We start from the raw sequence: 26162 nt of genomic DNA, 5'->3' as shown, positions 1-26162 counted from the left end.
CACTTTGCGAATACCGCGAACCATCATCAGAAAGGTTCAAGTACCGCTTGGATGTTCCGCGGCCATGCCGAGGACGATGAAAACACCTCGAATGATGAGGGCTGCGTCCGAGACGATGGTCCGGCGACCATAATAAGAGAGATCGATCCTGGCCTTTGCCGGAAACAGGACTTCCTTGTAGAAAACGGTCGGCTCGACATCAGGAGGATAGAATAGAGCCTCGTGGCGGAACACGATCTGAGCAGGGCCGAACAAGCCTGGCTTGTATTGCAACACGGCTTCGTAGCCGTCCCTGAAGCACTCGGCGAAAGACAAAGTCTCAGGACGCGGGCCGACCAGAGCCATTTCGCCTCTCAGGACGTTCCACAACTGCGGCAATTCATCCAATTTGCTGAAAGCGAGAAACCTGCCCACCGTCGTCATCCGAACGTCGTTGGCAAGGGTGAGCGCAAGGCCTCCCGCATCGCACCGCGGGTAGAATTTTCGGAATTTGTACATCTGGAAAAGCTGACCGCCGGCGCCTATGCGAGGCTGAACAAAAAGCAGGGGACGACCGCCTTCGATCAGCAGCGCCACTGCGACAAACAGCATTAGCGGCGACAGGGCAACGAGGCCGACAAACGCGGCGATGATGTCCATGGCGCGTCGGCAAAGTCCATGGCTTGCGCGGCGCATTGCAAGCCGGCCAAGGGGCATGTCGAACGCATTCATGCCGCAGCCCCTGCCCGAGCGCAACTGTTGAGGGTGGATGCCAGGGCATCCACCACTGCCTCCGCCACGGGAGACGTTATCTGCGGATGGAGCGGAATGGTCAGCTCACGGTCGGCGAAAGCCTCCGTCCGCGGCAGGTGAACTCCGGGAAAGAGCTCCCGGTAGAACGTCATATGATGCACGGGCGGATAGTGAATTGTCGTCTGTATGCCCTGCGCCCGCAATTGATCGATGACATCTTGCCTGTTGACGCCGCGCGGCAAAAGGATCGGCATGATGTGATAGGCAGAGGTGCGCGCTTCGACAAACGGCATCGAGATGGCTGGGCAGCGCATGGCGATGAGGCGTCGATACAGCGCGACGAGTATGCGCCTGACCTCATTCCATTCCTGCAAATTGCGCAGCTGCACCAGGCCGATGGCAGCCCGCATTTCATCCATGCGATAATTGAAGCCCAGCATGGTCACATCATATTGCGCGGTGCGGCTGTTCAGTCTCTGATGCGTGCCGGTGGTCATGCCATGGCCACGCGCCAGGCGAACCTTCTCCCGTAAGTCGGGGTCGCGCGTAATGACAACGCCGCCTTCGGCGGTGGTCATGTTCTTGTTGCCGTAGAAACTGAACGCCGCCGCCGCACCATAGGTCCCCACCTCTTTCAGGCCAGGAGCATGTGCGGCGTCCTCGATGATGTAGAGCCCTCGCACACTTGCGAATGTCTGCCACTCCTGCTTGCTCGCGAGATAGCCGGCGAAATGGACGAGGATCACGGCCCTGGTGCGGGAGGTGCAGCTTGCCTCCGCATCTTCGACCGACATCAGGGGCACGTCATCTGATTCTATATCGACGAAGATTGGCTTGGCCCCGACATACAAGACCGCGTTTACAGTCGCCACGAACGTCAGTGAAGGCACCAGGACCTCGTCACCGGGTCCGATCCCAAGTCCATGGAGGATGAGGTGCAGGGCTGCGGTGCAGGAGGCGACGGCGACACAATCATCGGCGCCGTGCACCGCTGCAAATGCCTCCTCAAATGCTCTGACGCGTTCGCCCATCGTCAGCCAGCCGCTGTCAATCACCTTCGACAAAGCGGCCTTCTCCGGCACACCCAACACGGGGGCACTAACCAAGAGCATCCCAACCTCCCGGTGAACTCTCGCGCCTCGAAACGGCCTCAGGCAGCAGCCGCGGCTACCTCTATGGAAGCCGACTGCTCCTCCCAGGAAATCGTTTGCGCCTTCTGAAAATCTTCGACGCGGCCAATGTCCAACCAAAGACCTTCGTGCTTGTAGACATGCACGATCTGCCCATCTTGCAGCATTTGCAGCATGAGATCGTCGAATCCGAAGGGAATGCCCGATGGAATGAACTGCAGAACGGCTGGATCCATGCAGTAAATTCCCATGCTTACCAGATGCGTAAGCGCAGGCTTTTCGCGAAACACTTGGACAGTGTCATTAACCTCGTCGATGACGCCAAAGTCCATTTTGGTGACACGCGCTGCCGTCGCGATTGTAACCAGATCCTTGTGCGCGCGATGCGCCGCCACGAAACGGCTGAGGCTGAGGTCGGTTAGCACATCGCCGTTGAGGACCAGAAACGGTTCATCCAGTTCCTCTCTGATCAAGGAGAGTGGGCCGATGGTCCCGAGCGGTTCCATTTCCTGTGTGTAGCATATTTTGAGGTTCCATTGCGAACCATCACCGCACACGCTGCGGATCAGATGGCCCAGGTAGCCGGTTGTGACGTAGACGATTTCAATACCGTTGCGCCGTAGCCATTTAAGCAGCAACTCAAGCACCGGCCGAGCGCCGATAGGCATCAGAGGCTTTGGCAGAACCGATGTGAACGGGCGCAGGCGCATGCCCATTCCACCGCATTGGATAACCGCTTTCATATGACACTCCCTGCGCACAAGGCCATACTGTCCAACAATCAAGCTCAGCGTCCGAAAGTTCACGCGTCCGGCTGGATTATGACGTTTGGGCTGCCGGACGTGCTCCGAATTAGGTGCGAAATTACGCTCGGGCAGCAGACCTGTCGTCGTGCGTTCGAATGGCGCGCTGCGGAGGTGGCGGGTGGCAAAACGGTTGGAAGCCGCCATGTCGGGTGCGGTGCAACAGACCAAGGTCTGACTTTGCATCATGGTAAACGCGGAGTAGTCTGCGACCTGGAAAGGTTTACGAGAGGGTTGAGAGGGTCAAGGTTTTTATTGGTCCGGCAAAGGGCCAAGCCGGTATCGTCACAGAACGACTTCGCTACCAAAATAACGTTCTGGACGCCTGCCGGTGTCTGCATGCCGGAGATGTGTGCGTTGGGGTGAGATGTACAAGATCGTCATCGCCGATGATCACGGCCTGTACAGGCGTGGCTTGCGGTTGGCGCTGAGCGCCGGCATCGAGGACATCGAGATATTCGAAGCAACATGTTTCGATGCGGCGGTTAGTCTCCTTGCCGAACAGAAATGCGTCAGCCTGGCGATGCTTGACCTGAATATGCCGGGGCTCTTCTCGCAAGAAGTGCTGAGCGACGTCCTAGCGGCATACCCGGACACGCGGTTTGCGATTGTTTCCGGAAACGATTCACGCTCCGAAATCCTGACTGCTCTGAATGTGGGGTTGCACGGCTATATCGTGAAATCGCAAACGGATGACGAGGTCGTGCTGGCAGTCAAGGAAATTCTGTCAGGTCGCATCTACGTCCCGGCGCTCCTGTCGCGGCACTTGGGAACGCACGAGCAGACGCCCGAGCTCCGTCACGGGAGCAGCGTCGGTACCGGCGCTCTCGAAAGGCTCACATCCCGGCAGAAGGACGTTCTGAGGCTGATGGCCGAAGGATATTCAAACAAGGAAATTGCGAGAGATCTCGACATCGCCGAGGCTACGACGAAGATTCATGCGGCCGCAATTATGCGGGAATTGGGGGTTCGAAACCGCACGGAAGCCGCAGTTCTGATAAAGACTTGGTTGGGAACAGTGTGAGCTAAGCTTGGACTTCCTTCCGCGACAGCCGGAGGGAATAGCGCAATCCATCCTCCCTGATTTCGAATTGCGAGGAATGACCGAGAAGAGGCGTTCCGTCGGCTCCAAGAATCATCGATCCAAAACCCTGGCGCTTGATCGAAGTTGCGCGTCGGCGCCCCGTTTCTATCCAGTCAAAAACAATCTCGTCGCTCTGCTCGCCTGGCGCAAGAGCCCAACGTGCCTCAACCTTGCCTAGCGCATCCCCGAGCACGCCATGCTTGATCGAATTGGTGGTGAGTTCGTGGACTATCATTGCAAAACTCTCCGCCGCCCCGCCTGAAATCTTGATGTCAGGGCCTGTGATCGTTGCCTTGCCCGCTTCTAGGAAAGGCTTGAGTTCCTGAACGATGAGATCATGAATGGTGGATGATCCGTCAGCGCTGTGCATGAGCAGCGTATGCGTCGCCTCGAGCGCGCGAATTCGCTCAACGAGAGTTTCTTTGAAATTGGCGAGATCGCCCTCCGGCGCATCCAGCATCTTCACTATCGCCGTGATGACGGGGAACAGATTGCTGAACCGGTGACGCTGTTCCAGCATCAATTTTTCTTGCTTCCTTAGGGCCGCGGACAACAGTGCGGATTGGCGGCTGGACCGGTCCAAAAGAAAGGCGATCATCCCGCCGGAAAGCACAAGCAGGATTGCGCGTACCCACTCATCGGCGAGAATCTGGCCATTCACAATTATCCGGGAACCCAGGCCGGCGGCCGCCATCAAAAGCGTTGATGCGAGCGCAATCCGGCGGTTTTCCAGGAAGGCGATGACGACGATCGCCGGAATAAATTCGAGGAAGGCGGGGTCTGTGGCGCCCGCTAGGGAAACACTAACCTCAAAGAGCAGCGTAGCGACCAGTACAGCCGTCGACGCCAAGTGAGCTCGCGACAGGATTGTACCTCCCTCGGCACCCTCATCCAACCTAACTACAACTTTCGGCTTAGCCCGTCGAGGTTAGACCGTCGAGCCTGCAGCTAATACGTCTGCATGCTTCCAGGTCGCCAAAAATCGAGGCCTTATAAAAACCAGCACCCAACCTTCTGGCTATCGATCGTCAAGCACGGATAGCAGAGATGGATAACGAGGATGGATGATCCATGAATCTGGTCAGCGGGCACAACGACACGAGAAAGATCGCGACAGCTGGCATGATAGCGGCTGGCTCCGGCAGCAGAACAGCGACTGCTTTCGCCCGAGACGCCTCTCGCAAAACCATCAGGCCGATCACAACCAGCAAATACGTGCGGCCGTGCCTTGATTCCATAACCGGCATGCTCGAGCGCATAGGCTGTGGGTGGCTTGTGCTGAGCGAGTCAAAAAGGGTGCTCGAATGGAATGCGGCAGCCGAAACCATCCTCACCGCCTGTGAGGATTCTCTGGATTCGCCTGGTGACCTATCGGCGGCGCTACGGAGCCTGACAGCGGGCGTTCCTACTCATTTTGTAGCCGGATCATTGTCCTGGATCGTAATCCGCAGTGCCGGGGATCGGCCCGTTGTCATGAATGAAGAAGGCGCTGTCACCCCCGATGGGTCTATCATTGTCGCGCTCCTCGACCGTCAGCCGAGAACCGGGCCTAATCCGGAGACCCTGCGGAAAATGTTCGGATTGACCTGCGCCGAAACGCATCTGGCGTTGCGTTTGGCGAGTGGCGATGCCCCCTTGGAAATTGCCGAGCGCAGCCGGCTCAGCCGGACCACGATCCGCACCCAGCTGGCGTCGCTGTTTGCCAAGACGGAGACGAGGCGCCAGGCGGAACTGGTCGCCCTCCTGGGGCGCATCTCGGTGCTGCCGTAGAGCCGGCACGCTTCCGACTGTCCCGTGCGCCTCGACTTTGCGGAGCGTCACCGGCTCTGGTTTACCCAGGCAAAGGGCGGGCTTCTCCCCACGACACCAAACGTATGGAACGCGCTGATGCGCGACTATGCCAATGGCCCGCGCCGGATGTAGAGCATTGAGCCGCACGCAGTTCTCAGGAGCAGCGCCTGGAGCAATTCCAGGAAGGTATGAAACGGCTTTCCATCCCAAATTGCGCAAAAAAGAAAGAGACAGAGCGGTTCGCCGTTTCCGTGAAACGGTGAACTGCTCTAGCATCTCGCAAGGGGTCGCGTCAGCGTTTGCGGGTCTGCACTGCGCCAAGTTTTGGGCGTATCTTGAACAGGTATTCCAGGGCGTACTGGTTTGCGATCTTCATGACTGACGGCCGAAGGATTTGCACCGCGTCTCGCATTGTCGTTCGCAATGATTGATGTCGGAACCTGGCTGGGATACGAGCGACCCGCAGCGCACGCAAAAGCGGCTCGGGTCTCGGAAGGCCTTTTCTATCCTCGATCAGATGCCAGTTAAGCTGTTTGACGGCAAGCGTGACCTCGTCCACCTCTTCGTAGCTCTTCGACGTCGTTATGCTTGGATGATGTGTAGCATCGTAGAAGATCAGACCTTCGTTGATTGCCACCATCTCCCCATGTCGTGCGAGATCGACAAAGAACAGTTGATCGACACCGGCCGGGATGGATTTATGGGCGCGCATCTGGCATCCGGCGTGAATTACCGCGGCGTTGATCAGCAGCGTCGAAGGTATGATACCTAGACTCCTTGTCACTCGTACGAGATACAGGTCCGTCAGGCACTGCTGGCTTGAATAGAGCGAAATCCGGTTTTGCTCCGGCGGATCCGACCGCGTTACGACCCGGTTCTCCTCCACAACATGCGCCGCGCAGGTCATGAATGCTACCGACGGATATTCAACCGAGATTTCGGCAAATCTTTTCAGCGCTCCCGGGGCTAGCCAATCATCGTCATGCAACAACTTGATCCATTTACCCGTGCAGGCAAGCATGGCATTGTTGGTGTTCTCCACCTGCCCTCTGCCCCTGTGGTTTTCAACAATCCGGATGCGCGGATCGCTTCGCGCATACTCTTCTACAATGGACCAGCTCTGCCCCCCTCGTCCCTCGTCGTCGCTGACAACAAGTTCCCAGTTGGAAAAGTCTTGCCCCACGATACTATCGATGGTGCGCCGAATAGTGTCCGGCCGGCGATACGTCGGGACGGCAACGGAAATGAATGGTCGTTCGCTCGAAGCGCCCGCAGGATGAGCGATATCGGTCACCGGACCGGGCGGCAGATCTGTCTCACTTTTGCCGCCAGCGACGGATTCTGCCGAGGGCACAGCTCCTTCGGAGCTCGCGTCGCTAGTCAACAGGAGCTTCATCGTAGTTTTTCCTCGCGATTGGATACGGACTCGACAGCGTTGCCGGTGCCGGTTCGGTGTCGCGCTTCAGAAGGTACAGCGAGGCGGCGGTTTTGATGGCAAACCCGACCGTCCCGCCTGCCGCCATGAGATAGATGACGTCGATAGGCTCCCAGCCCGCTTCGGCGCCGGCGAGCAGCGGACCGAAGACAAGCACCATCCGCGCGGCGTCGACGACCAGCCGTACCTCCTGCCGCCGCAACAGAGTAGGGACTTCGCTGAGCGGTGTCGACAAGGCCTGGACGGCACCCATGAATGCCAAGGCAGTCATGATTTGGGCCGTCGGAATCCAAGCCTCGCCCAGGAGCGGCACGACAAGATAAGGGGCTGCTAGCCCAAGCGCCAATATCGGCAATGCGGTGAGGCCAGCGGCAAGCAGCAGGAGTCCCCGCGCGATACAGAACATACGGCCACCACTGCTGTCCTTGTTTGCCTCGGCGACGAACACATTGCCTAACGGAGTGGCTATCAGCACGATGGGCCCGGTCACCAGCCGTGTCGCGACGCCGAGATAACCAGCGAAGGCGGCGCCGAACAACGACCCCACGATAATCGCCGGAAGATTGTTGATGGCATAACTGCCGAGGGTCGCGGGGATGTCGAACAATGGGAACTTGTATTCCCTGGCGGCCTTATCGAACGCACTTCTCCATGATGATCGGCAAATGCCGCGCACGTCTTGCCAACTCAGAATCCGGAATCCCAGAAAAGCGAGAAAAATAAACTGGCTGAGGACATGCGCGTGCACCATCGCTTCGCCCCCGAGATGGGCAAGGCCGAAAACCAATTGCAGCAGCGCCATGGTGGCCGGCAGGATGAGACGGCCGAGGGCGAAGTCGCGCAGCAGGCCCGCACGCAAGGCCAAGCAATTCATAGTTTCAACAAGCGCTGCGCCGCTCATCCCAATCGGAACCAGCCAGAACAGATTTCTGAGTTGGGCGGGCGCAAAGCTCAGAAGCACCTGCCCGACCGCAAGGGCCAGCACACCAGTGCTCAATATGGCCAGCACGATGAGCTTGACAGTGACATAGGTCTGCTCGATTTCCTTGACGCCGTAGAGAGAGGGCTCGAAGCGCAGCGCTGCGACCGCGCCGAGGATGTTCACGGTTGAAAGATAGATCGTGAAGACGCCAAACTCCGCGGGGGAATAGAGGCGGGCCAATATCGGAATGGTGGCGACCAGCGTGAGTTGCCCTGCAATTGCCATTGCCGAAACAACGCCCGCAGCGCGGACGATCTTGCTGATCGGGCTTGCTGTCATCCGCTCCTCCCTGGACCTCAGAAAGTCGCTGTAGGACATTGGTTCGCGACTCCGAGAAGCGGCTGGCGACTGGGATGGCGAGCGTACGGTGGCTGCCGCACCTCGCCATCATTCACCTGAATGATGTTGCACGTCCCAATGCCAGCTCGATTCCGCAATGGGTGAAATGAAGCGTCAGTAGCGGCTTCACGAAACTGTGTCGGCGGCAAAACTCAGCTACGTTTTGGCCGGGCTGGATCAGCGGGTTGGATGGGCGCGAGGCGGGCGGCCGGTGGCCCGTGAAGTCCCAATGTTTAGGATGGCTGCTCGACGTTTAGGATGGCCGCTCGACCTGACGGCGCTCACTATCCGGTTTATTCGGAATGTACCTGGCGATGATCGCCTGCTCAACCTCTTGCGTGCTCTTCATTGTCGAGCGTTGGCTTGAAGTTTTCGCACAAATAACGTCCCGCCCTGACATGGCAAGTATGTCGCTCATCGTCTTGAAGACGCTGAGGGAATGCATATTGACTTCGAAATCGGCCTCGAAGAGCCTCTCCGCCGGGGGCTCGCGTTCCATGCGCCGGCGAAGACGAGCCGCCACCGTCGCTCGTGGCGCCACGACTCTAATCGTGAGATCCGCGACCGGTACATTGCCTAGCATCGTTGCGAGAGCGGCTTTGTCCGCACTCCCATTGAGTAACGCCAGAGATCCAACTGCCTGAACGTAACCTTCGTCGAAGATTAGAATATCCTGGGCCAGCTTCGCTCGATCCCAAGCGTGCGACAGTTTCAGTATGTGCTGCCAAATTCGGGCGCGCCAGATTGGTCCTTTCGGAGGTATTGCTCTGAGCATCGACAGAGATTTCGACAGATTTGACCTGCCGGTTCGTGGGAAAAAAATAATCTTGGCCGTAGAAGCGGTTGCCGAGACGATCCTTGTCACGAACAGTAAGACGCCCAGATCAAGTGTCCCGGATCTGGTCGCTGGTTGGTAGCTGCGGACAACTTCGGCACGGTATCCGTCCTCGCGCAGTCGGCTGGCAAGAATGAGGGCGAAAGTTGTCTTGCCCGAACCGGGCGGACCGAAGAGCTCGACGATCACGATTCAACACTCGACATAGCGCCTCGCGGCTGGACTCACGGCATCCGCGGAAGTAACAAATCCGCGCTGTCGCCGAACCGATATCTGACGTGTCGTTTAAGATTGACCCGGGTGAGAACGCTCGCGGCGGGAATCGAAATTGTGCCGTCCCTTTGAGGCAGCTCCAAAACACCGCGAGCGATATCGCGCGGCGTCCTGTTCCAGCTAACGGCAAGAAGGATCGCGTTCGCCCGACTCGTCAGGAACCTTGCTTCCGGCCCGGCAAGGCCGGACGGCCCTTTGATGATGTCCAGGCTATACTCAGCCTGCAGTTCATCCCTGCATACAAGGCTGTCCGCGCGCGCCAGAGCCGGGCTCGGCGGAATATCGATGGTCGCTTTCTTGGCCCTGGGACCCGTGTCGGATCTCGGAATGTCGCTGGCCCTGTCTGACATGAGTTCGCACTTCCGAGAGCCAAAGTCATCACGATATGAGGAGCTTACGATGGGCGCCCGACTTCACCATCATCCATCTGAATGACACGATTCGGCAGCGCGGCTGGATCGCGAATTTGTGTGTCCGCTCAATGCAAATCATGGCAAACGGGTTCATTCTCGAACATCGGCACCCAGCGCGACGCACTCACGGAAACCGGCGCGAGGAGTCAACAATCGCTAGCCTCCCCGCAGGCAGAGGTAGCTCTCGAACTGGCCACCTAGATGCAGGAATTCATCGCGCGCCGTGCCGGACGATGTCATTTAGATGGATGATGGTGACGTTTGGCGCCGGTCGTAAGCTCCATCCGCATTTTGCCTTTTCAGAAGCGCAGATTCATTCGGCAAGGTTTTTGGGACAAGCGAGATGACCATTTGTCCGGCGTGTCGCAGCGTATCAACTGCGAAATTATTCGAAGTGACGGCTGACGAAGCCTCTAGACACTTTCTCAATCCGCGCCAGGAGCCAGTTCGCTTTCGAAAATTGACGAGCCACTTGTCAAACCTCTGGGGCAGCAACATGTGCGATATCCGCAGATGCACAGATTGCGGATTCGGTTTCGCAGATCCGTTCGTCGCGGGGGGCATCGAATTTTACAACCTGGCCTGGGCGCATCCTTCATATCCAAGGATGAGATGGGAGTATGCAAGAACAATCGAAGAACTTGCGGACCTGAGGACCGACGGAAAAACTGTCATGGACGTGGGTGCCGGATTCGGCTTTTTTCTGGACCGCGTCAAAAATAAATTCTTCAAACCTTCGGATATTTTTGCGGTCGATTATAACGAAACATCGCAATCGGTATTGTCATCAAAGGGTTTCACGACGTTTTCAGGCGACGTTCGCGGCGACAGCTTTGATCGGTTGCAGGAGTCATTCGACTTCATCTGCTTGTTTCAGGTGTTCGAACACATGGACGACGTAGACGACGTCTTCACTCGATTGAAGTTCCTGCTGAAGCCGCACGGGTCTGTCTTCATTGCGGTGCCCAACGAAAACAGAACATACTATATGGAGTCTCATGGATCCCTCATTGACATGCCACCCAATCACATCGGCCGATGGACGAAACAAGCGTTCGACGCGATTTGCCGGCGGCATGGCTTGCAACTGACCAAATGTGAGCGGGAACCGTTCAACCTGCTTGGATTCCTCAAACAAGACATCGTGAACAGCTATTTGCGCAAGGGAGAAAAGCCGGGCAGCCTGAGTGAGTTCGTCCGCGCCCTGCCGCGAAGCAAAGCTCAACGGATTGCACAGGCTTTGACCGCTTTGGCGATTTCACCATCGCGCCTGCCAGCATGGGCATATGCGGTCAGCAACGCGTCGACGCTGGGCGGGAACGCACTCTGGGCGAGGATCGACAAAGTCTCCTCGCCGACCGACGCTACGGAGACATCAAGCCTGGCTGCAATGAACGGCCAAGAGCAATTCCAAGAAAGTGCGTAACGGTCTTCCGTCTGGAATTTTTTCAAATAGTGAGAGCAGTTCGGGACCGTCCGTTATGGTTGGGATCTCGCCCTGAACCGCAAAGTCATCAAAGGCCAGCCGGGCGAAGCATCGAAGCTGACCGTATGCGTTCGAATTGGTTGTTGATGTAACGACGCGCTGGTCGTTCGACAACAAAGTACCTCAACACCGACCGGGCGATGCGGCTCCAAGGCCGAGAACCCTTCCAATTATCCCTGGAAACTGAGCAAAGGGATGCTGCCACAGATACATTGAAAAGGGCAGCATGCCGATAACTACCAGGGCTTCGAACCGAGCAGGCGAAGCAAGGCGGCGGGCGCTTGCCCAAGGTAGACCATGGCCAGGGCAAGAAGGGCACTTCCCACCCCAAATTTGATGGGTCGGGAACCAGGGCATCCCCCGCAGGTGCTGGTGACGCTAGCTAGATGTCGCCCTTCCGGCGCAGAAGAAGTTCCGCGACAAGGCGATTGAAGACGCAACGGCGCGCAATTGCCGCAACTCGCCCGCCCAACCGGTTCCACGGCTTGTGTCCGACAGCGGCAGGAAATCCACTGGATGCTCGATGGTTTACCCAGCTCGATAAGGTGTTAGATCGGATGAAGTCCACCGAGTATCGGGTGTTGACCTCCCTAGCACCCGTCGATCGGCCGCACGGTATTCGCAAAGACTTGGCGATACTCTCGCTCGTGCCGGAGTACGAGCCGGCGGTCCTCAAATCACCTTCTCGCGCAGGAGGTCGGCGCTGTCGCCGAGCCGATATCCGGCATGTTTTTTGAGATTCACCCGCGTAAGAACGCTGCCGACGGGCACCGGAATGGAATCATCTCCCTGAAGCAGTTCCAGAACACCGCGTGCGACATGGCGTTGCGTCTTCGCCCACCGGACGGCGAAAAGCACCACGTCCGCCCATTCGGTGAGGAATCTGGCTTCCGGCCTCCCAAGCCCCGATGGTCCATTTAAGACAACTACGCTGTAAACCGAGTGTAGATCTTCCATCACTTCAGACCCGTTCCCGCGTGACAGAAGCGTCAGCAGATCCTCCGAAGGGCCGAGGGTCATCAGGTCGATGCCGATTTCTGGCATGCTGGTGACAGCACCCTCCAAAGTGCACCGATTGCAAACATAGTCCGCGAATGAATGGCGAGCCTTAGGCCCACCATACTGGTCCAGAAACTCAAGCGTGAGTTGAGCGCCCTTGGGTTCAAGATCGACCATAAGGACTCGGCCGCCCAGGCGCGTCGCAACTAATGCCAAGCTCCAGGCGAGCTCGGTCGCGCCATCATCGGGCATGCTGGACGTCACAAGCATGACCTGCGCGGAGCGAGATCTCAGTTGACTTGGTGCCGCGGCGACAAGCAGCGACGTCACGGCGCGGCTGTATCCGGACTCCTGCTGGCCTAGCACCAGCTGCTTCAGTCGCTTGGCGTGCGTGACGGCGGCCCGAGGTATCAGCGCCAGGCACGGAACCTTAAGCGCTGCTTCAGCTTCAGCCTCGCCGCGCAAAGTACGATCGAAATGTCGGCGGAGGAGTACGAGAATTCCTCCGATCAGGCCGAACACGATCATGCCCGGCGGAACGAGGAAAATTGGTGGAAGGGTCGTTGGATTGGTAGGCGGCCAAGCGGCGGAAAGAACCCCGACTCCAGCGGACGGATTTGCAATCCGCCGCTTCAGATCCTGTTGACGGGCCAATAGGTCGTTGTATCGCTGGGTCAGGATGCTCACCTGCGGCTCAAGCGCACGCAATCCGGAGAGCCGACCGGCTGTATCGGCCACAACGGCATCGAGAACCTTCTTGCGATATTCCAGAGCCCCGACCTGAGAGCGATAAATGTCGACCTCAGCGGCAACACGAGCCAAACCTTGCTCTACTGCATTGTCAATCGCTTTGCTTATACCCTTGTCTTCCGGCGCACGGGCCTGGCGAGTTGCAAGGTCGGTCAACTCGGACGTACCGATCGCTTCGACCAGCGACGCCAATGGTGCTTTCTGCTTGCGAAGGTCCTGAATGCGTTGAAGGCGGGATACTTGCGCGGCGAGGTCCGCTTTGGACATCGATATCTGCTGGGTAAGTTCGGCAGTCTCCTTGGCCGCGTTGTCCGCCGCACCTTGATCCGCTGCGCCATGGCTCAGCCGATATCTTTCCAGACGATCCGTCGCTTCCGCGAGACTGTCTCGTATAGCCGGCAGCCCGGCAACTATCGAGTCGAGCTCCTGTTCGTCTGAAGCCTGACTTCGGCTTGCAAGATCGGCAATATACACATGGACAAACGTATTGGCCACAAGAGCGGCGCGCGTAGGATCCTTGTCGGTAAAGCCGACACTGATAACTCTGGACCTCAATTCCTGCCCAATCCTTATACCGTCGCGCAGCACCTTTAGTTCAGCCGCATCTGGCCCTGCCGGCGTGCTTTGCGGCCAGATTTTCGCCAGCAAATCGTCCAGAACGGAGCGCGATTTCGGCGGCTCGACGCGAGCCGGATCGGGAGAAGAGGTTGCGGTCGCGACATCAGCCTGTTTTGTACCGTCGGCGGCTTTGGCAACATTGGCGGCATCTGTTTTGCGCAACGCCGCCACGACACTTCGCAGATGGCTCTGCGACGAGAGCATGGTTATATGGTCGTCGATGCTGGATTCCAGCAGATCCTGGGTGGAACTCAAACCGCCGACCGGAGCCGCCCTGCTGGGCGCATCAACGAGTATCTGTGTGGTGGCCTCGTACAGGGAAGGTCGCGCAAGACCCAAAAGGGCGGCCAGGACACCGCCCGCGACGACCATGGCAAGCAAGAACCATCTCTTCCGCTGAAGGGTAACGAGGAGCTGATGGAGCGGCGTTTGCGTGTCTACCTGCTCTCGCAACGGCCGTCTCATGCGATTGGTTTCGGGTACGGGCGGGGGCACTTGCGAAAGATGGATGTGGCTAATTTTGGACCCTTCCATCTTATACTCCTGTAGGTTCGGGCACTCGAGAAAGCACCCCTTCTGACACCGACGATCCGCTCGCCTCTTTGCGCCAGGCCTGGAACATTAGAGCTGGCCACAATTCGCGGGAATGATTGTGCTTTCCGTCGACGTGGTCGCGCCAGCACGCGTCCACCTTGGCAAGGTCGAATATCCCGTCTCCGGAACTGCGCATATCGGCGATAAGGTCGTTGGCCCAAATGCGCAGCGGGCCTCTCAGCCAGACTGCTATGGGCACATCAAAACCTTGCTTTGGCCTGTCGATCAACCGCTCCGGAAGATAGCGGCGCAGCAAGTGACGAAGTATCCACTTACCGCCGCCATTGCGAACCTTCACATTGGACGGAAGGCGCCAGGCAAATTCGACGACCCGATGATCGAGAAGCGGGCATCGTCCCTCGAGGCTGTTGGCCATAGTGGCGCGATCCAGCTTCACCAGTATGTCGCCAGGCAGGTAGCCCGCCATGTCGTCATACAAGAGACGGGACAGCAATCCGTCGAGCTGTTGTGCACTATCGTTCGATGTGGGCAGCTGCTGCCGGGTGAGGTTTTCGACCGCCGATCCCTTCAGCCTCTGATACAACTCGTCTTCGCTAATTGCGGCGAGCAGCGGACCAAGCCGATCGAGCCGGTCACCCCGTAGCGCATGCCTGACACTCGCCGAAAGCGGCAGGTTTTCAACGATATCTGAACGGACCGCGCGGGCAAGCAACCCTGCCCCAGCCGCCAATGCCCGGCGCAGTCGTATGGGCAGCCGCTGATGCCGCTTCAATCTCTCCGCCATGAAATGACGGGCATATCCCGCGAAACATTCATCGCCACCGTCACCCGATAGCGCCACAGTCACATGCTGGCGGGCGAGCCGCGCCACCAACAGCGTTGGAATCTGTGATTCGTCGGCGAAAGGCTCGTCCCAGATATGCGGCAATTCTGGAATGACCTCGCGTGCGGCGGTCGGTGAAAGGTGAAGTTCTGTGTGATCGGTTCCCAAATGCCGTGCTACTTCGGCCGCATAAGGGGCCTCGTCGAAGCCGGCCTCTGCAAAGGCGATCGTGAATGTGCGTACCGGACTTTTCGATTGGGCTTGCATCAGTGCCACCACGGTGGAGCTGTCAATCCCACCTGACAGAAAGCCGCCCAATGGCACGTCAGCGATCATCCGTTCACGAACGGCGAGCCGAAGCAGGTTGTCCAGTTCGTCGGTCAGATCCTCGTCGTTGCCGGCGATCTGATTTTCCCGGCCTGCGGCGGCGACCCCGGCCAGCGACCACCACTGTTTCACCCGCCGGCGAAGAGCGTCGGCGCAGCCCGCTTGAGCAAGATCAGTGGGTCTAACGGAGAGCAGGGAACCGGGCGGTAGCTTGAACACACCCTGCCAGATGCATTTATGATCCGGTATCCACCCTCTCGAAAGCATGACTGCGGTCGCATCAAGGTCGAGTTCGGCCGAGAAGCCCGGAAAGCAGCGGATCGCCTTCAGCTCGGATGCAAACACCAGGGCATGCCCGACCAACGCAACGTAAAGTGGTTTTTTGCCCATTCGATCCCGTACGAGATGAAGGGTTCTGGTCTTTAGGTCCCACAACGCAAACGCAAACATGCCCGCAAAGCGTTTAAGGGCGGCCCCGATGCCCCAAGCCTCGATGGCGCACAGCATAACCTCCGTGTCACCAGTGCCGCGAAATCGATGCCCGGCCACTTCAAGTTCGCGCCGGAGGTCTCTGAAATTGTAAATCTCGCCATTGAAGGCGACTACATACCGGCCGCTAGCGGAATGCATGGGCTGACGCCCCGTCGCCGACAGGTCGACGATCGCCAGTCGCCGGTGGCCCAGCGCAATGCCCGCTTCACGATCTGTCCAACGTCCTTCGCCGTCCGGCCCACGGTGCCGAAGGGGCGTCGTCAGCAGGCTTATTGCCTCGAGCGGCTTCATATTCGCGGCGGCGTCTGCGAGAAGAATTCCAGCAATCCCACACATCACGCAACCCTTTTGGGCTCGAGCCGCGGAGCGAACTCGCGAGGCGTACCCGCAACAAGGCACAGGGTCAGCGCAAACCACACGATCGGGTGACGGATAATCAGGTGTGGCATGCTGAAGATGACGATCGACACCATGAGCGCCAACAGCGCGTCCAGCTTCACGCGCCACGCCGACATAATGGCTACGCCAACGAGCCAGGCCAGCGCCAGAACCGAGATGGCGCCACCTTGAGTGTATAGATCGAGTATCGTGTTGTGAGCCTCGAAGGGTCGTGTAAGAAAATCAAACTGTCTCTCCCAGGTTGCCGGGCGGCTGACATGCGGACCCGGACCGAGGCCCATAGACCCTGATTGCACGCCCTTCTCCAACGCCGCGCTCCAAAGATATAAGCGGAGCTCGGCGGTTTCGGCTGTCGCTTCGCCGCCATTGTCCTTGGTCAGGCTCTTGGCGAAGCTTTCGAGAGTGTTGGCCTCTGACAGAACATAGGGGGTGATCGAGACGGCCATCGGAAAACTGCCGATGAGCAATAGGAGCAGGGCCTGCCGTGAAAGGCTGACCTTATTGCCAGCTGTTTTGAGCCATGTCCTGAATCGCAGCCCGAGGAATGTGAGGCAAGTCAGGATGCTGGTGTACAAGTAGGCGTCACTCTTGGTCAGCCGTCCCACATAGAAGGTGAAGAACACGCTGGCGATGCCAAGGAGCCTACCCCAACCGTTGCGGGTGGTCGTCGCAAGATGCAAAGCCAGTGTTCCAAAGATCGCGCAGTAGAGCGCGAGTTGATTTGGATTCTCCGACCAGCCACGAAAGCGATCCCAGTACCATAACTCGATACCAGCCTGGGGGAGCCACCCCCAGCCCTGCACCACCTGAATGGCAAGTGTGACATTCGCGATCGCGATCAGCCACCACGCACTGCGACGCAAATGGCGGCCGGCATCGGGTTCCGCGGCAGCCAGACAAGTAATGCAGGCCAACAGAAGATAGGCTTCGGTATCGTGTACCAGCCCGGTCGGGTATAGGATCGAGGTGAAATAGGCGACGATGGTGCCGAAAGCCAAAGCGCCCGTCATCACCAGCCAGAAGCCGGCGAGTTTGGTCAATGCGACTGTCAGCACGGTGCGGCCGCCGACGAGTATCCGTCCGATCGACAGGATGATCCAGAGGACCAGGAACAATTCGCCGTAGCCGAAAGACGAGCCAGGAAGGCTAAGCTGCGTCGCACCGGCAATTACGACCCCAAGGGCGAGGAGCGCGTCCCGGCTCATCCGTTCATTCCACCGAGCCGCTGATCCGCGAGGTGGCGCCGAGGCGCGGTCGTGGGGCGCAGCCGAACAGACCCGCCTTGGGATCTGGCGTTGATCGTATTGTCGTACAGCTCGCAGTACTGGTCGACTATCAACGGCAGTGCAAATCGCTCCCTGACAACTGCGGCGGAGCGGCTGCCGAAAATCGCTGCGAGGGGCCGATCCGACAGCAGGTCGACTATGCGATCTGCGAGCGCATCCGGGTCGCGCGGCGCGACGAGGTAGCCGTTCCATCCGTCTTCGATGAAATCGCTACAACCGGGCATTCTGGAAGCAACTGTCGGCAATTCCGCGAGACCCGCTTCCAGCAACACGCGCGGAATTCCCTCGCGGTATTCGGTTGGGAAGGCGAATATGTCAGCCATGCCCAGAAGAGCAGGAACGTCCTGCCGTTTCCCAAGCACGACGACGTGAGGCTCGAAGCGCTCAAATTCCGACGCTTCGACGGCAAACGGACCCTCGGACTGCCACGGGCCGACAAAGACGAAGCGCGTATTTGGTCTTTTGGCGAGGACTTTTGGAGCCGCCGCAAGAAGGGTCGATATCCCTTTTTGACGAGTCAAGCGCCCGACAAACATGACGACCTCAGCCGACTGCAGCCCGAATTCCTGACGCAACCTTGCTGCCGATGAACCAAGCCGTCTCGCGGCTGTGAACGCGCCGATGTCGATGCCGGATCCGCCGATAAGAAGACTGTCCCCGCGTCCGATCAGCCGATAGCGTTCAAAAAATGCCTGGTCGTCGCGGTTTTGGAAGACCGTCGCAGCAGTCCAGAAGGACGCAAGCCACTGCAGCCCGCAAAAGACAGGACGAAGTGCCAGGGCGCTCGGCCGGAGTGATGAGAACGTCCAGCCCAACCCGTTGATGGTGCGGATGACCGGTGCCTGTCCGCGCACGGCCAGCGGTGTCAAGAGATTGGGCTTCGTATCGAAACTTTGGACAATGTCCGGGCGCAGTTCCGATATCAATCTGCGAAGTGTTCTGATCGTGCCTGCATCACCGCCACCGGTGGCAAAGCGGTCAAAGCTATAGCTTCGGTGCGCTATACCGTGGCGCAGGAATGGAGCTTCCTCGCCACTTGAGATAGCCGTGACCTGGAAGCCTCTCTCGCGCATTTCCATGAGAAACGGAATTCTCAGCGCGTGATCCTCGCCGCCGACGCAGACCAGGTGCGGCTTCATTTTGCTACCCCCAAAACGCTGCGGTCCACCAGCTGCCCAAAATGGCTGGAACTTGGATAGTCTCTCATGGCCCGCTATCTTTGCGAGGAATGCGTTCGATCGGCCATCAAGCTACGGACGGACCCGAAGCTTGTCCTCGTCCGTTTAAATGACGGAACCGGTCGGTTCAGCGGCGCGATCAGGATAGTATGATGCTGGAGCCGGTGCAGGTTGGGCGACAACGCTCAGCTCGGTCTAATGCTGGCTGGTTAACGGGGATCCCTCGCCATCGAGCGTCCGGCTGGAGCTGCAGGACCTGCGATGACGCATCAAAAGCCATCGTTAATTCCGATGCGAGGACCGGACCGATGTGCGCAGACTTGGGACTATGATGGCTCACCGTGCGAAGCAAACCGGGGTCGCTCAATGACGGTATATTCGTACGCCCGATGCCGTCTATCTTCTTCGAAGACCCGTATCCATCGGACCTCGGAATTGCGCAGCGTAATATCCCGGTTCGTCGCGAGCTTGGCGGCCCGGAATGGCGTTGGCGCAACAACCTTGTGGGAGACCATCACCTTTCCGGCGAAAATCTCCTCAACCTCGTAATTCGGCATGTCATTCTCCCGCACCCTTGTCCCGCGACCAGATCATCAACCTCGGTCCGGGCAAAATGTTCCACAAAGCCACGAAACGCGCGGAGGCGTCGGCCCGCGCACGCAAGGGGTGATCTGATTTTGAAAGGTGGACCTGATGTCTAGGGGGAAAAGCAGCAGCTGCAAAGATCATACAGGAGGAGAGGCGACCAAATGGACGAGAGCTAAAGTTCGTCATCCAGACGAGGGTTACTCCCGTTGGCCGAACCCTATGCATAGAACGGCGCGAGAACGGTTTCACAGACCGAACCGGTAGGAGTGCTGAGTCGCTCCTACCGGCAGGGCGCCTTGTCAGATTACAAGAAAGGAGTGCTCGCCCAAGTGGAGATGTGGAGCAACCGAGGCAAATTGTATCTGGGCATGCCCGCCAATTCCGTCGCCGTCGAAGGAGAGCGCCCCGGTCGTACTGTTGTAGATGATGTGATCGCTCGCATCATGTGCACTGCGACCGATGTGGAAATCGCCGGCTGCAAGCGCGCCCTTCTGAAGCCCGGCGAATATGGCATGGTCGAGATGGATCTTGTCTTGCGAAACGTTGAAGTCGGCGATCCTGTCGATGTTGTACTTGCCAAGGGCCGTGTTGAACACGAAGGCATCGTGGCCCCCATGGCCCTTCAACAGGTCTGAGCCGCCGCCGCCGTTTATCTTGTTGTCGCCGTTGTTGCCGTTGATCGTCTGGCCGAACTCGTTGCCTGTCAGATCGATGGCAGTTTTGCCGCCCGTCTTGGAGGTGGCGAGCTGTTCGATATGCGAGCCGGCGGATAGGGCATAGCTGACCGAGGCCATCACCTTGTCGAAGCCGCCGGTGACGCCTTCCATTATTTTGTCATGCGCATTGTTGACGTGATAGGTGTTATTGCCCTTGCTGCCGTGAACAACCTGATCGACGTGTGAAGGGTCTGTGGTTGTCGGCGGGGGCGTCGCATCCGACGTTGGCGGCGTGGGCTCGGAGGTTGCAGGCGGTGTCGGTTCAGTGGTCGTCGGCGGCGTCGACGAAGTCGAGTTGGTATTGTGCTCGCGGAAGACCGCCTGCAACGCCGCAGAGTTCTCAAGGGCGGTATCGCCGTTTTGTGAGCCCCATGCATAGGTATAGTCGAACGCCGGCGACGGGACCAGCTTGGCCCAGTGATCAAACACAGCCTTCGCCTGCTCAGCGGTCGGTACAGCAAAGGCGGAGCCACTTTCGCTCACCCAATTCCCGCCGCCGAAAGCCTGGAATTCCGGGACGATACGGTCAGCCGGAATGCCTGATGCAACCGCGGCCGCGACGAGGCGATCGATCATCGAGTAGTCAGGATTACTGCCCGTATTGGAATGGATAACGTAGGCACCCATGCCGTAATAGTCGATACCCGTGTTTGCCGGATTGTAAGTATTGGCGAAACTCGGATCGGCGTTGGACCCCATGTTCATCATCGAGATGAAGGTCTTTGCGCCCGGGAAATTGGAATGAATCCAGTCAGATTCGGCCTTCAGATTTGCCGCGGTCGTCAGCGAATGCCAGTGACCAGTCGGGTCAGGCTCATCGCAGAGATAGAATCCGAACACCTTTGGATTGTTGAGGAAGGGAGTGACTTGATCAATGAAGGACGAGGTGGCGCCATCATGGGCGTTGAGATACACCAAAGCTTTCATTCCGTCAGGCAGTGCGTTTACCTGCGAAAGATATTGGACGTCGACGAGATTGAATCCGGCCGTTGCGACCTCGGCGGTCGAACCGCCCGATGCATAGTGAAGAGTTGCCATGCTTATTCCTTCTTGTGATTCGGCAACGCGCCCCGCCCCGCTCCGCCTGCCTAATTGAAAGCTACATTAGACAAAAATCACATACAGATTTCGTCGGTCAAAATAATTGATCGCGCCACCATTCGTTGGTTGGCGCCTTGCAGAAAAAAACACAGCGTTTTCAGTTCGGTCACGCTTCGTTAGTCAACGTATCACGAACCGTATCCTTCAATATTGTCCCCGCTTTCCACTGATTCAGCCGGTCCCATTTTGGCACAGCGCCACGATTTCGCTTCATTTCGATTAAAGTAGGCTACATTAGCGAGGCCTCACGTCCGGCATATCGATCGGGCCTGACAATCCATTCAGTGAAGGCTTCCAATACGGGGCAAGGCCAAAATAAATGCGCGGTTATCCGCGTGAGAATAAGAAGGCAAATGAAGATCAAGCAAGAATCATCCTCACTTTTACGAACCGCAATGTCCGACTGCGCACCGGGATTGTTTGGGGTTGGGCTTTTTTCCGCAGTGACGAACCTCCTGGCATTAACCGGATCTCTCTATATGCTCCAGGTCTATGACCGGGTGCTGCCCTCCCAGAGCGTTCCGACTCTGGTTGGATTGACCGTTGGCATGCTGGGTCTATACGCAGCCTACGGACTGCTCGACTTCGTGCGGCTTCGTCTATTGGTCCGCGTTGGCAGCCGGCTCTACAGGAACCTTCACCAAAGAGCCTTCGCCATATCGGTGCTTTTACCGCTCAAGGCCGGTCGGGAGGCAGACCGGCTGGACCCCTTGCGAGACCTCGACCACCTGCGCGGCTTTCTGTCGGGATCGGGGCCTACTGTCGTCTTCGATGCGCCCTGGATTCCGTTTTATCTGCTGGTCATCTATATGCTGCACCCGTCGCTCGGTGTGCTGGCGACCATCGGTGCTCTTGCCGTCGTGGCGCTGACCGCGGTCGCGGAAATTTTCGGTCGCAGGCCTGCCAAGCTGACATCCGAAGCCATGATCTCGCAGCGTGCTCTTGCTGAGTCCGGCCGTCGCAACGCAGAGGTCGTCCAGGCCATGGGCCTGTCTTCCAGGCTGGCCGGGCGCTGGAGCGACATCGTTCATAGCTACCTGGCCCATCAGGAGCGGCTCTCGGACATCATAGGCGGGACCAGCTCGTTGTCGAAGGCGCTGAGGATGGCGCTGCAGTCTTCGGTGCTCGGCCTTGGCGCTTACCTTGTCGTCGGCGGGGAAGCATCCCCCGGGGTGATCATCGCATCGTCCATATTGCTGGGCCGCGCGCTTGCTCCGGTTGATGCGGCGATCGCAAACTGGAAAAGCTTTCTGGCGACACGGCACAGCTATTTCCAACTCAGGGCCATGTTGGATTCCTTTGAAAACCCGATCGACCTCATGGAATTGCCCCAGCCGCAAACGCGGCTGGCGGTCGAGAATTTGACGGTGGCGCCGCCCGGCATGCCAAAGCCGACCGTGCTTGACGTAAGCTTCCAACTGTCCCGCGGCGCGGGCATGGCCATTGTGGGCCCAAGCGGTTCCGGGAAGACGACGCTCGTGCGGGCACTGGTCGGAGCCTGGAGGCCGCTGCACGGCACGGTGAGGTTGGATGGGGCCCCTCTCGATCAGTGGAACCCACATTCGCTCGGCGCTCACATCGGCTATCTGCCTCAGGACGTCGAGCTTTTTGACGGAACCGTAGCGGACAACATCTCCAGATTCGGCGGCAAGAGCGATCCCAAAGGCGTGCTTGCAGCCGCCAGGGCCGCAGGCGTCTACTCAATGATCATGCACCTGCCGGAGGGTTTCCAAACACGCATTGGCGAGGGCGGCAGGGCTTTGTCGGCAGGTCAGAGACAATTGATCGGCCTCGCCAGGGCACTCTATGGCGAGCCTTTTCTCGTTGTCCTGGACGAGCCAAACTCAAATCTGGATGTCGAAGGTGATGCCGCACTTGCCGGAGCCATTCTGACCGTGCGTCAGCGTGGAGGCATCGTCATTGTCGTCGCACACCGTCCGTCCGCTCTTACCAACATTGATCAGGTTCTGGTGCTGGCCAATGGCATGGTCCGCTCGTTTGGCTCCCGCGAGGAGATCTTGGCGAGCATGGGGCGACCACCCTCTCCTGCGACGGTCCGCCCATCCCCGGTCGTTCCAATTCAAAGGGGTGTAAGCGGACATGCATGATGTCCTGTCTCGGGTCTTTGCGTTCCTGCCGTCTCACGCCTGGCTTGATGGTGGTCAGCGCGGCACGGATGCGAAGTCGCTCAAGTCCCCCGGCAGCCTCGGACCCAGCCTGGCTCTCGGAGTGGCAGTGACTTGCCTGCTGGTCGTCGGCGGAGGACTGTGGCTTGGCTTGACTGAGATTGCGGGCGCCGTAATCGCACCCGCGACGGTGGTGGTTGAGAGCAACACCAAGAAGGTCCAGCACCAGGCTGGCGGCACGATCAGCGGCATCTTTGCGCAAGATGGCGATCATGTTCGGGCCGGCGACGTGTTGGTCAGACTGGACGATACGCTGGCGCGGGCAAATCTTCAGATTATCAGCGAGGATTTCGACCGCGCCACAGCACGGCTTGCCCGGCTGGAGGCGGAGCGACAGGGGCGGGAGACAATGCAGCTTCCAGCCGCCCTTCAGGCGGAGATGGACAAGCCAAGCGTGGTAGCGCTGATCGATGGCGAGCGCGCCTTGCTCGAAACGCGGGCGTCGGAATTGGCGGGCCAAAAAACGTTGCTTCGGAGCCAAACCGAGCAGATCCAGCGTCAGCTCGAAGGCCTGAAGGCACAGCAGGCTGCGATGGACGAATCCGCGGCTTTGCTGGGCCGCGATCTTACCGATGTGGATACTCTCTACTCCAAGAAACTGGTTTCGAAAGAGAGGCTCAGCAACGTCAGGCTGGACGCGACACGGGCCAAAGGCGAATCTGGGCGGCTGGCGGCGGCCGTCGCGGAAGCCCAGGTCAAGATCACCGAAACCGAATTGCAGGTTCTGCAGCTTGACGAACAAAGGCGCAGCGAAGTGACGAAAGAGCTGCGTGAAACGGAAGCCAAGCGAACCGAGCTCGACGAGCGCAAGATCGTGGCGCAGGACGAGTTGACCAAAACTGAAATCCGCGCGCCGCAATCCGGAACGATACAACAATCCACTGTCCATACGGTTGGCGGTGTAATCGCTCCAGGGGAGTTGCTCATGACAATTGTCCCCGATGCGGACAATCTTGTCGTCGACGCGCTTATTCCCCCGCCGAGAGTGGATGATATTCGTTCCGGTCAACCGGTCTCAATTCGTTTCCCGGCATTCGATGCCGGCACGACACCCGCCTGCCAGGGCACGGTGAAATGGATTTCTGCAGACCTGATCAAGGACCAACAGCGCCAGCTCTCCTATTTCTCGGCTCGCATCAGTGTCGAGAACAAGACCGATTGCCTGACAGACGCGAAAGTGCTCAAGGCGGGCATGCCGGCCGAGGTTCACATAAGCACGGGTCAGCACAGCGTCTGGTCTTATCTGCTGAAGCCACTTACCGACCAGATGTCACGCGCTTTCCGGTAGGTCGGTCCTCGTTCGGACCATTCTTCCTCACGCTGTTGGCGTCCTTCGTTCGCATGGCGGAGAAATTAGCAAAGACTGATATGTCTTCGGGGTAGCCGGTGCCATGTTTTTCGTCCTAGCCCCCGCCGGTCAGGTCCGGCGCGCGGCGGCTGATTCCGCCAGAGCGCCGGGCCGCTGCTGGGTGCAGAAGCCGCCGGGTGCTGATTGGGCTAGCCCGGCCAAGAAATACTTTTTGGCGTTGTCTCCGGCGACCTGAGTTCGCCGGACGAGCCTTTTCAATGCACGAAGCGGCTTCTGAGCCAGGCCAGAATCCGGTTTCCGGTGATGAGCCTGCGAACCCGCGCGGCAGCCCAACTGGCCTGCATCGTGGCGCCGGCGTGACAGCTGCAGACGACATCGTGCAACTGCCAATCGGAAAGTTCGAAGAAGCGTTTGGCTTCGCCATACGTGTCCGACTGCAATCCGGCGGCGCGCAGCAATGGATCATCGAACGCAACCGCGAGCGGCGACCCGTCCGCCCGCACCCGTTCGCGAACCTCGGGATCGACATATTCGGTGCCCGTTAGCGCCGAGAGGCACCGCATGGGATTTCGATCGAGCAAATCAGCCCACCGCTCTATCCGCTGCGCTCTCGTTGCAAGAGGGATCAATCCAAGCCGGTCAATGGCCGCAACCGATTGAAGTTCATATGATGTCTGATGCTTCATTGCTGTCTCCTGTTCTAATAGCGGCGACATCTGCACAGCGCGCGGCAGGTTCTGCCGGAGCGCTGAAGCCCCCGCATGCGAGGGACACGCACGGGCTGATCAGGTGTTGCCCACCGATCTTCAACAGACGCCTTGGCGAGGCATCCGAAGTAAAGCCGAACTGTCAGCGATCTCCGATGTTCCCGCACAGACTTCACGCCAAGCGGTTTTCTCAGGCGCCGTCGCGGCTGCGCCTGGCGCGCGAACCGACCGGCGGTTCAACGACTGACCGGATCGCTTGAACCGCGAGGTCGCCGTGATCGTCGCGGTGGTTGACAGCCCAATTTGGAGGTCGTTCGCAAAATGTCCGTCCAAAGGCGCATCTGAGGCTTCGAACAACCAGAACGTCATCGTTATCGGCGCGTCGACGGGCGGCATCGAGCCGCTGAAGCGGATTGTTGGCAACCTGCCCGTCGATTTCCCGGCGGCCGTGTTCATCGTGCTGCACAACGGCCAGTTCAGCTATCTGCCGGATCCTCGACCGCGTGGGCGCTCGACGCGATAGCGGCCAGCAACGACGCGGCTTTCAAGACAGGCTGCATCTATGTGGCGGCGGCACATTTCGCGCCATGGATAATTTCCTAATGTGAGACAGTCCCGCCCTATGGATGGCGGGGGCGGGAGTATAATCGCCTTCAGCCGGCGCCATGTGTTGTGAGCCCCCGCCGGTCAGGCCCTGTTCGTGCTACCCCCGCAGCCGGCCGGGCCGCCGGTCATCGCGCTGCGGCGTGGCATCCGTGATAGAAGATCACCTCGATCAGATCCCAGTGCAGGCATCCGTGACCGGCCCGAGCCGCTTGACCAGTT

General features: G+C 58.7%; 21 protein-coding genes. 6 read left to right on the top strand and 15 right to left on the bottom strand.

Annotation, left to right across the window (positions count from 1 at the left end; all coding sequences use genetic code 11):
* Positions 1 to 36: 36 nt before the first annotated feature.
* The 3 genes from AC0L2L_RS29230 to AC0L2L_RS29220 are packed head-to-tail and all read right to left on the bottom strand — an operon-like array spanning position 37 to position 2605.
* Positions 37 to 711, bottom strand: coding sequence for a sugar transferase (locus AC0L2L_RS29230; protein ID WP_473583335.1), 675 nt, complete (start codon positions 709 to 711; stop codon positions 37 to 39).
* Entirely contained in the window at positions 708 to 1844 is a 1137-nt protein-coding gene (locus tag AC0L2L_RS29225; RefSeq protein WP_473583334.1) for a DegT/DnrJ/EryC1/StrS family aminotransferase, read from the bottom strand. Before AC0L2L_RS29225 ends, AC0L2L_RS29230 begins: the two co-directional genes overlap by 4 nt.
* Before the next feature lie 38 nt (positions 1845 to 1882).
* Complete coding sequence (locus AC0L2L_RS29220) at positions 1883 to 2605, bottom strand: nucleotidyltransferase family protein (protein ID WP_027168625.1); 723 nt, start codon at positions 2603 to 2605, stop codon at positions 1883 to 1885.
* 427 nt (positions 2606 to 3032) lie between these two features.
* On the opposite strand from AC0L2L_RS29220, the gene AC0L2L_RS29215 reads away from it, so the two are divergent.
* On the top strand, positions 3033 to 3689 hold the full coding sequence (locus tag AC0L2L_RS29215; RefSeq protein ID WP_473583333.1) for a LuxR C-terminal-related transcriptional regulator: 657 nt from the start codon (positions 3033 to 3035) through the stop codon (positions 3687 to 3689).
* 1 nt (position 3690) lies between these two features.
* Here the strand turns inward: AC0L2L_RS29215 and AC0L2L_RS29210 are convergent, their stop codons facing one another.
* The gene (locus tag AC0L2L_RS29210; protein WP_473583332.1) at positions 3691 to 4599 is read right to left on the bottom strand and encodes an HWE histidine kinase domain-containing protein; all 909 of its coding nucleotides are present in this window, start codon (positions 4597 to 4599) and stop codon (positions 3691 to 3693) included.
* 221 nt (positions 4600 to 4820) lie between these two features.
* Here AC0L2L_RS29210 and AC0L2L_RS29205 point away from each other — a divergent pair, with 221 nt between their 5' ends.
* Complete coding sequence (locus AC0L2L_RS29205) at positions 4821 to 5519, top strand: helix-turn-helix transcriptional regulator (protein ID WP_473583331.1); 699 nt, start codon at positions 4821 to 4823, stop codon at positions 5517 to 5519.
* A gap of 313 nt (positions 5520 to 5832) precedes the next feature.
* Here AC0L2L_RS29205 and AC0L2L_RS29200 read toward each other — a convergent pair whose 3' ends face one another.
* The 4 genes from AC0L2L_RS29200 to AC0L2L_RS29185 all read right to left on the bottom strand — a co-directional run bounded on the left by AC0L2L_RS29200 (position 5833) and on the right by AC0L2L_RS29185 (position 9754).
* Complete coding sequence (locus AC0L2L_RS29200) at positions 5833 to 6936, bottom strand: glycosyltransferase family 2 protein (RefSeq protein ID WP_473583330.1); 1104 nt, start codon at positions 6934 to 6936, stop codon at positions 5833 to 5835.
* Positions 6917 to 8236, bottom strand: coding sequence for a lipopolysaccharide biosynthesis protein (locus AC0L2L_RS29195; RefSeq protein ID WP_473583329.1), 1320 nt, complete (start codon positions 8234 to 8236; stop codon positions 6917 to 6919). The genes AC0L2L_RS29200 and AC0L2L_RS29195 overlap by 20 nt, the downstream gene beginning before the upstream one ends.
* A 313-nt stretch (positions 8237 to 8549) precedes the next feature.
* Positions 8550 to 9320, bottom strand: a complete 771-nt coding sequence (locus AC0L2L_RS29190) for a hypothetical protein (RefSeq protein ID WP_473583328.1) — start codon at positions 9318 to 9320, stop codon at positions 8550 to 8552.
* A gap of 35 nt (positions 9321 to 9355) precedes the next feature.
* On the bottom strand, positions 9356 to 9754 hold the full coding sequence (locus AC0L2L_RS29185; protein ID WP_473583327.1) for a hypothetical protein: 399 nt from the start codon (positions 9752 to 9754) through the stop codon (positions 9356 to 9358).
* 406 nt (positions 9755 to 10160) lie between these two features.
* On the opposite strand from AC0L2L_RS29185, the gene AC0L2L_RS29180 reads away from it, so the two are divergent.
* Positions 10161 to 11243, top strand: coding sequence for a class I SAM-dependent methyltransferase (locus AC0L2L_RS29180; protein WP_473583326.1), 1083 nt, complete (start codon positions 10161 to 10163; stop codon positions 11241 to 11243).
* Between the two features lie 732 nt (positions 11244 to 11975).
* Here the strand turns inward: AC0L2L_RS29180 and AC0L2L_RS29175 are convergent.
* The 6 genes from AC0L2L_RS29175 to AC0L2L_RS29150 all read right to left on the bottom strand — a co-directional run bounded on the left by AC0L2L_RS29175 (position 11976) and on the right by AC0L2L_RS29150 (position 21072).
* Positions 11976 to 14204 carry a GumC family protein gene (locus AC0L2L_RS29175; protein ID WP_473583325.1) on the bottom strand — a complete coding sequence of 743 codons (2229 nt, stop codon included), beginning with the start codon at positions 14202 to 14204 and terminating at the stop codon, positions 11976 to 11978.
* A gap of 1 nt (position 14205) precedes the next feature.
* Complete coding sequence (gene asnB / locus AC0L2L_RS29170; protein ID WP_473583324.1) at positions 14206 to 16203, bottom strand: asparagine synthase (glutamine-hydrolyzing); 1998 nt, start codon at positions 16201 to 16203, stop codon at positions 14206 to 14208.
* The gene (locus tag AC0L2L_RS29165; RefSeq protein WP_473583323.1) at positions 16203 to 17471 is read right to left on the bottom strand and encodes an O-antigen ligase family protein; all 1269 of its coding nucleotides are present in this window, start codon (positions 17469 to 17471) and stop codon (positions 16203 to 16205) included. The genes asnB and AC0L2L_RS29165 overlap by 1 nt, the downstream gene beginning before the upstream one ends.
* Positions 17468 to 18691: a glycosyltransferase family 4 protein gene (locus tag AC0L2L_RS29160; protein ID WP_473583322.1), complete on the bottom strand. Its 1224-nt coding sequence runs from the start codon at positions 18689 to 18691 to the stop codon at positions 17468 to 17470. The genes AC0L2L_RS29165 and AC0L2L_RS29160 overlap by 4 nt, the downstream gene beginning before the upstream one ends.
* Positions 18692 to 19056: 365 nt before the next feature.
* Entirely contained in the window at positions 19057 to 19287 is a 231-nt protein-coding gene (locus AC0L2L_RS29155; protein ID WP_473583321.1) for a hypothetical protein, read from the bottom strand.
* A gap of 330 nt (positions 19288 to 19617) precedes the next feature.
* Positions 19618 to 21072, bottom strand: coding sequence for a calcium-binding protein (locus AC0L2L_RS29150; RefSeq protein ID WP_473583320.1), 1455 nt, complete (start codon positions 21070 to 21072; stop codon positions 19618 to 19620).
* Positions 21073 to 21488: 416 nt separating this feature from the next.
* Between AC0L2L_RS29150 and AC0L2L_RS29145 the strand changes: the two genes are divergently transcribed.
* Complete coding sequence (locus AC0L2L_RS29145) at positions 21489 to 23243, top strand: type I secretion system permease/ATPase (protein WP_473583319.1); 1755 nt, start codon at positions 21489 to 21491, stop codon at positions 23241 to 23243.
* The gene (locus tag AC0L2L_RS29140; protein WP_473583318.1) at positions 23236 to 24609 is read left to right on the top strand and encodes an HlyD family type I secretion periplasmic adaptor subunit; all 1374 of its coding nucleotides are present in this window, start codon (positions 23236 to 23238) and stop codon (positions 24607 to 24609) included. The genes AC0L2L_RS29145 and AC0L2L_RS29140 overlap by 8 nt, the downstream gene beginning before the upstream one ends.
* A gap of 275 nt (positions 24610 to 24884) precedes the next feature.
* Here the strand turns inward: AC0L2L_RS29140 and AC0L2L_RS29135 are convergent, their stop codons facing one another.
* Complete coding sequence (locus AC0L2L_RS29135; protein ID WP_473583317.1) at positions 24885 to 25316, bottom strand: hypothetical protein; 432 nt, start codon at positions 25314 to 25316, stop codon at positions 24885 to 24887.
* Between the two features lie 277 nt (positions 25317 to 25593).
* Here AC0L2L_RS29135 and AC0L2L_RS29130 point away from each other — a divergent pair, with 277 nt between their 5' ends.
* Complete coding sequence (locus tag AC0L2L_RS29130) at positions 25594 to 25860, top strand: chemotaxis protein CheB (protein WP_473583316.1); 267 nt, start codon at positions 25594 to 25596, stop codon at positions 25858 to 25860.
* Positions 25861 to 26162 lie beyond the last annotated feature (302 nt).

This window comes from Mesorhizobium sp. WSM4832 (assembly GCF_055811115.1).
The sequence above is the reverse complement of the archived record's forward strand: the minus strand, read 5'-3'. Positions and strand labels throughout refer to the sequence as shown.

Bases quoted from the DNA above. Each gene is read 5' to 3' on its own strand.
- AC0L2L_RS29230 (WP_473583335.1), bottom strand. From the start codon at position 711: ATGAATGCGTTCGACATGCCCCTTGGCCGGCTTGCAATGCGCCGCGCA.
- AC0L2L_RS29225 (WP_473583334.1), bottom strand. From the start codon at position 1,844: ATGCTCTTGGTTAGTGCCCCCGTGTTGGGTGTGCCGGAGAAGGCCGCT.
- AC0L2L_RS29220 (WP_027168625.1), bottom strand. From the start codon at position 2,605: ATGAAAGCGGTTATCCAATGCGGTGGAATGGGCATGCGCCTGCGCCCG.
- AC0L2L_RS29215 (WP_473583333.1), top strand. From the start codon at position 3,033: ATGTACAAGATCGTCATCGCCGATGATCACGGCCTGTACAGGCGTGGC.
- AC0L2L_RS29205 (WP_473583331.1), top strand. From the start codon at position 4,821: ATGAATCTGGTCAGCGGGCACAACGACACGAGAAAGATCGCGACAGCT.
- AC0L2L_RS29200 (WP_473583330.1), bottom strand. From the start codon at position 6,936: ATGAAGCTCCTGTTGACTAGCGACGCGAGCTCCGAAGGAGCTGTGCCC.
- AC0L2L_RS29195 (WP_473583329.1), bottom strand. From the start codon at position 8,236: ATGACAGCAAGCCCGATCAGCAAGATCGTCCGCGCTGCGGGCGTTGTT.
- AC0L2L_RS29185 (WP_473583327.1), bottom strand. From the start codon at position 9,754: ATGTCAGACAGGGCCAGCGACATTCCGAGATCCGACACGGGTCCCAGG.
- AC0L2L_RS29180 (WP_473583326.1), top strand. From the start codon at position 10,161: ATGACCATTTGTCCGGCGTGTCGCAGCGTATCAACTGCGAAATTATTC.
- AC0L2L_RS29175 (WP_473583325.1), bottom strand. From the start codon at position 14,204: ATGGAAGGGTCCAAAATTAGCCACATCCATCTTTCGCAAGTGCCCCCG.
- asnB (WP_473583324.1), bottom strand. From the start codon at position 16,203: ATGTGTGGGATTGCTGGAATTCTTCTCGCAGACGCCGCCGCGAATATG.
- AC0L2L_RS29165 (WP_473583323.1), bottom strand. From the start codon at position 17,471: ATGAGCCGGGACGCGCTCCTCGCCCTTGGGGTCGTAATTGCCGGTGCG.
- AC0L2L_RS29160 (WP_473583322.1), bottom strand. From the start codon at position 18,691: ATGAAGCCGCACCTGGTCTGCGTCGGCGGCGAGGATCACGCGCTGAGA.
- AC0L2L_RS29155 (WP_473583321.1), bottom strand. From the start codon at position 19,287: ATGCCGAATTACGAGGTTGAGGAGATTTTCGCCGGAAAGGTGATGGTC.
- AC0L2L_RS29150 (WP_473583320.1), bottom strand. From the start codon at position 21,072: ATGGCAACTCTTCACTATGCATCGGGCGGTTCGACCGCCGAGGTCGCA.
- AC0L2L_RS29145 (WP_473583319.1), top strand. From the start codon at position 21,489: ATGAAGATCAAGCAAGAATCATCCTCACTTTTACGAACCGCAATGTCC.
- AC0L2L_RS29140 (WP_473583318.1), top strand. From the start codon at position 23,236: ATGCATGATGTCCTGTCTCGGGTCTTTGCGTTCCTGCCGTCTCACGCC.
- AC0L2L_RS29135 (WP_473583317.1), bottom strand. From the start codon at position 25,316: ATGAAGCATCAGACATCATATGAACTTCAATCGGTTGCGGCCATTGAC.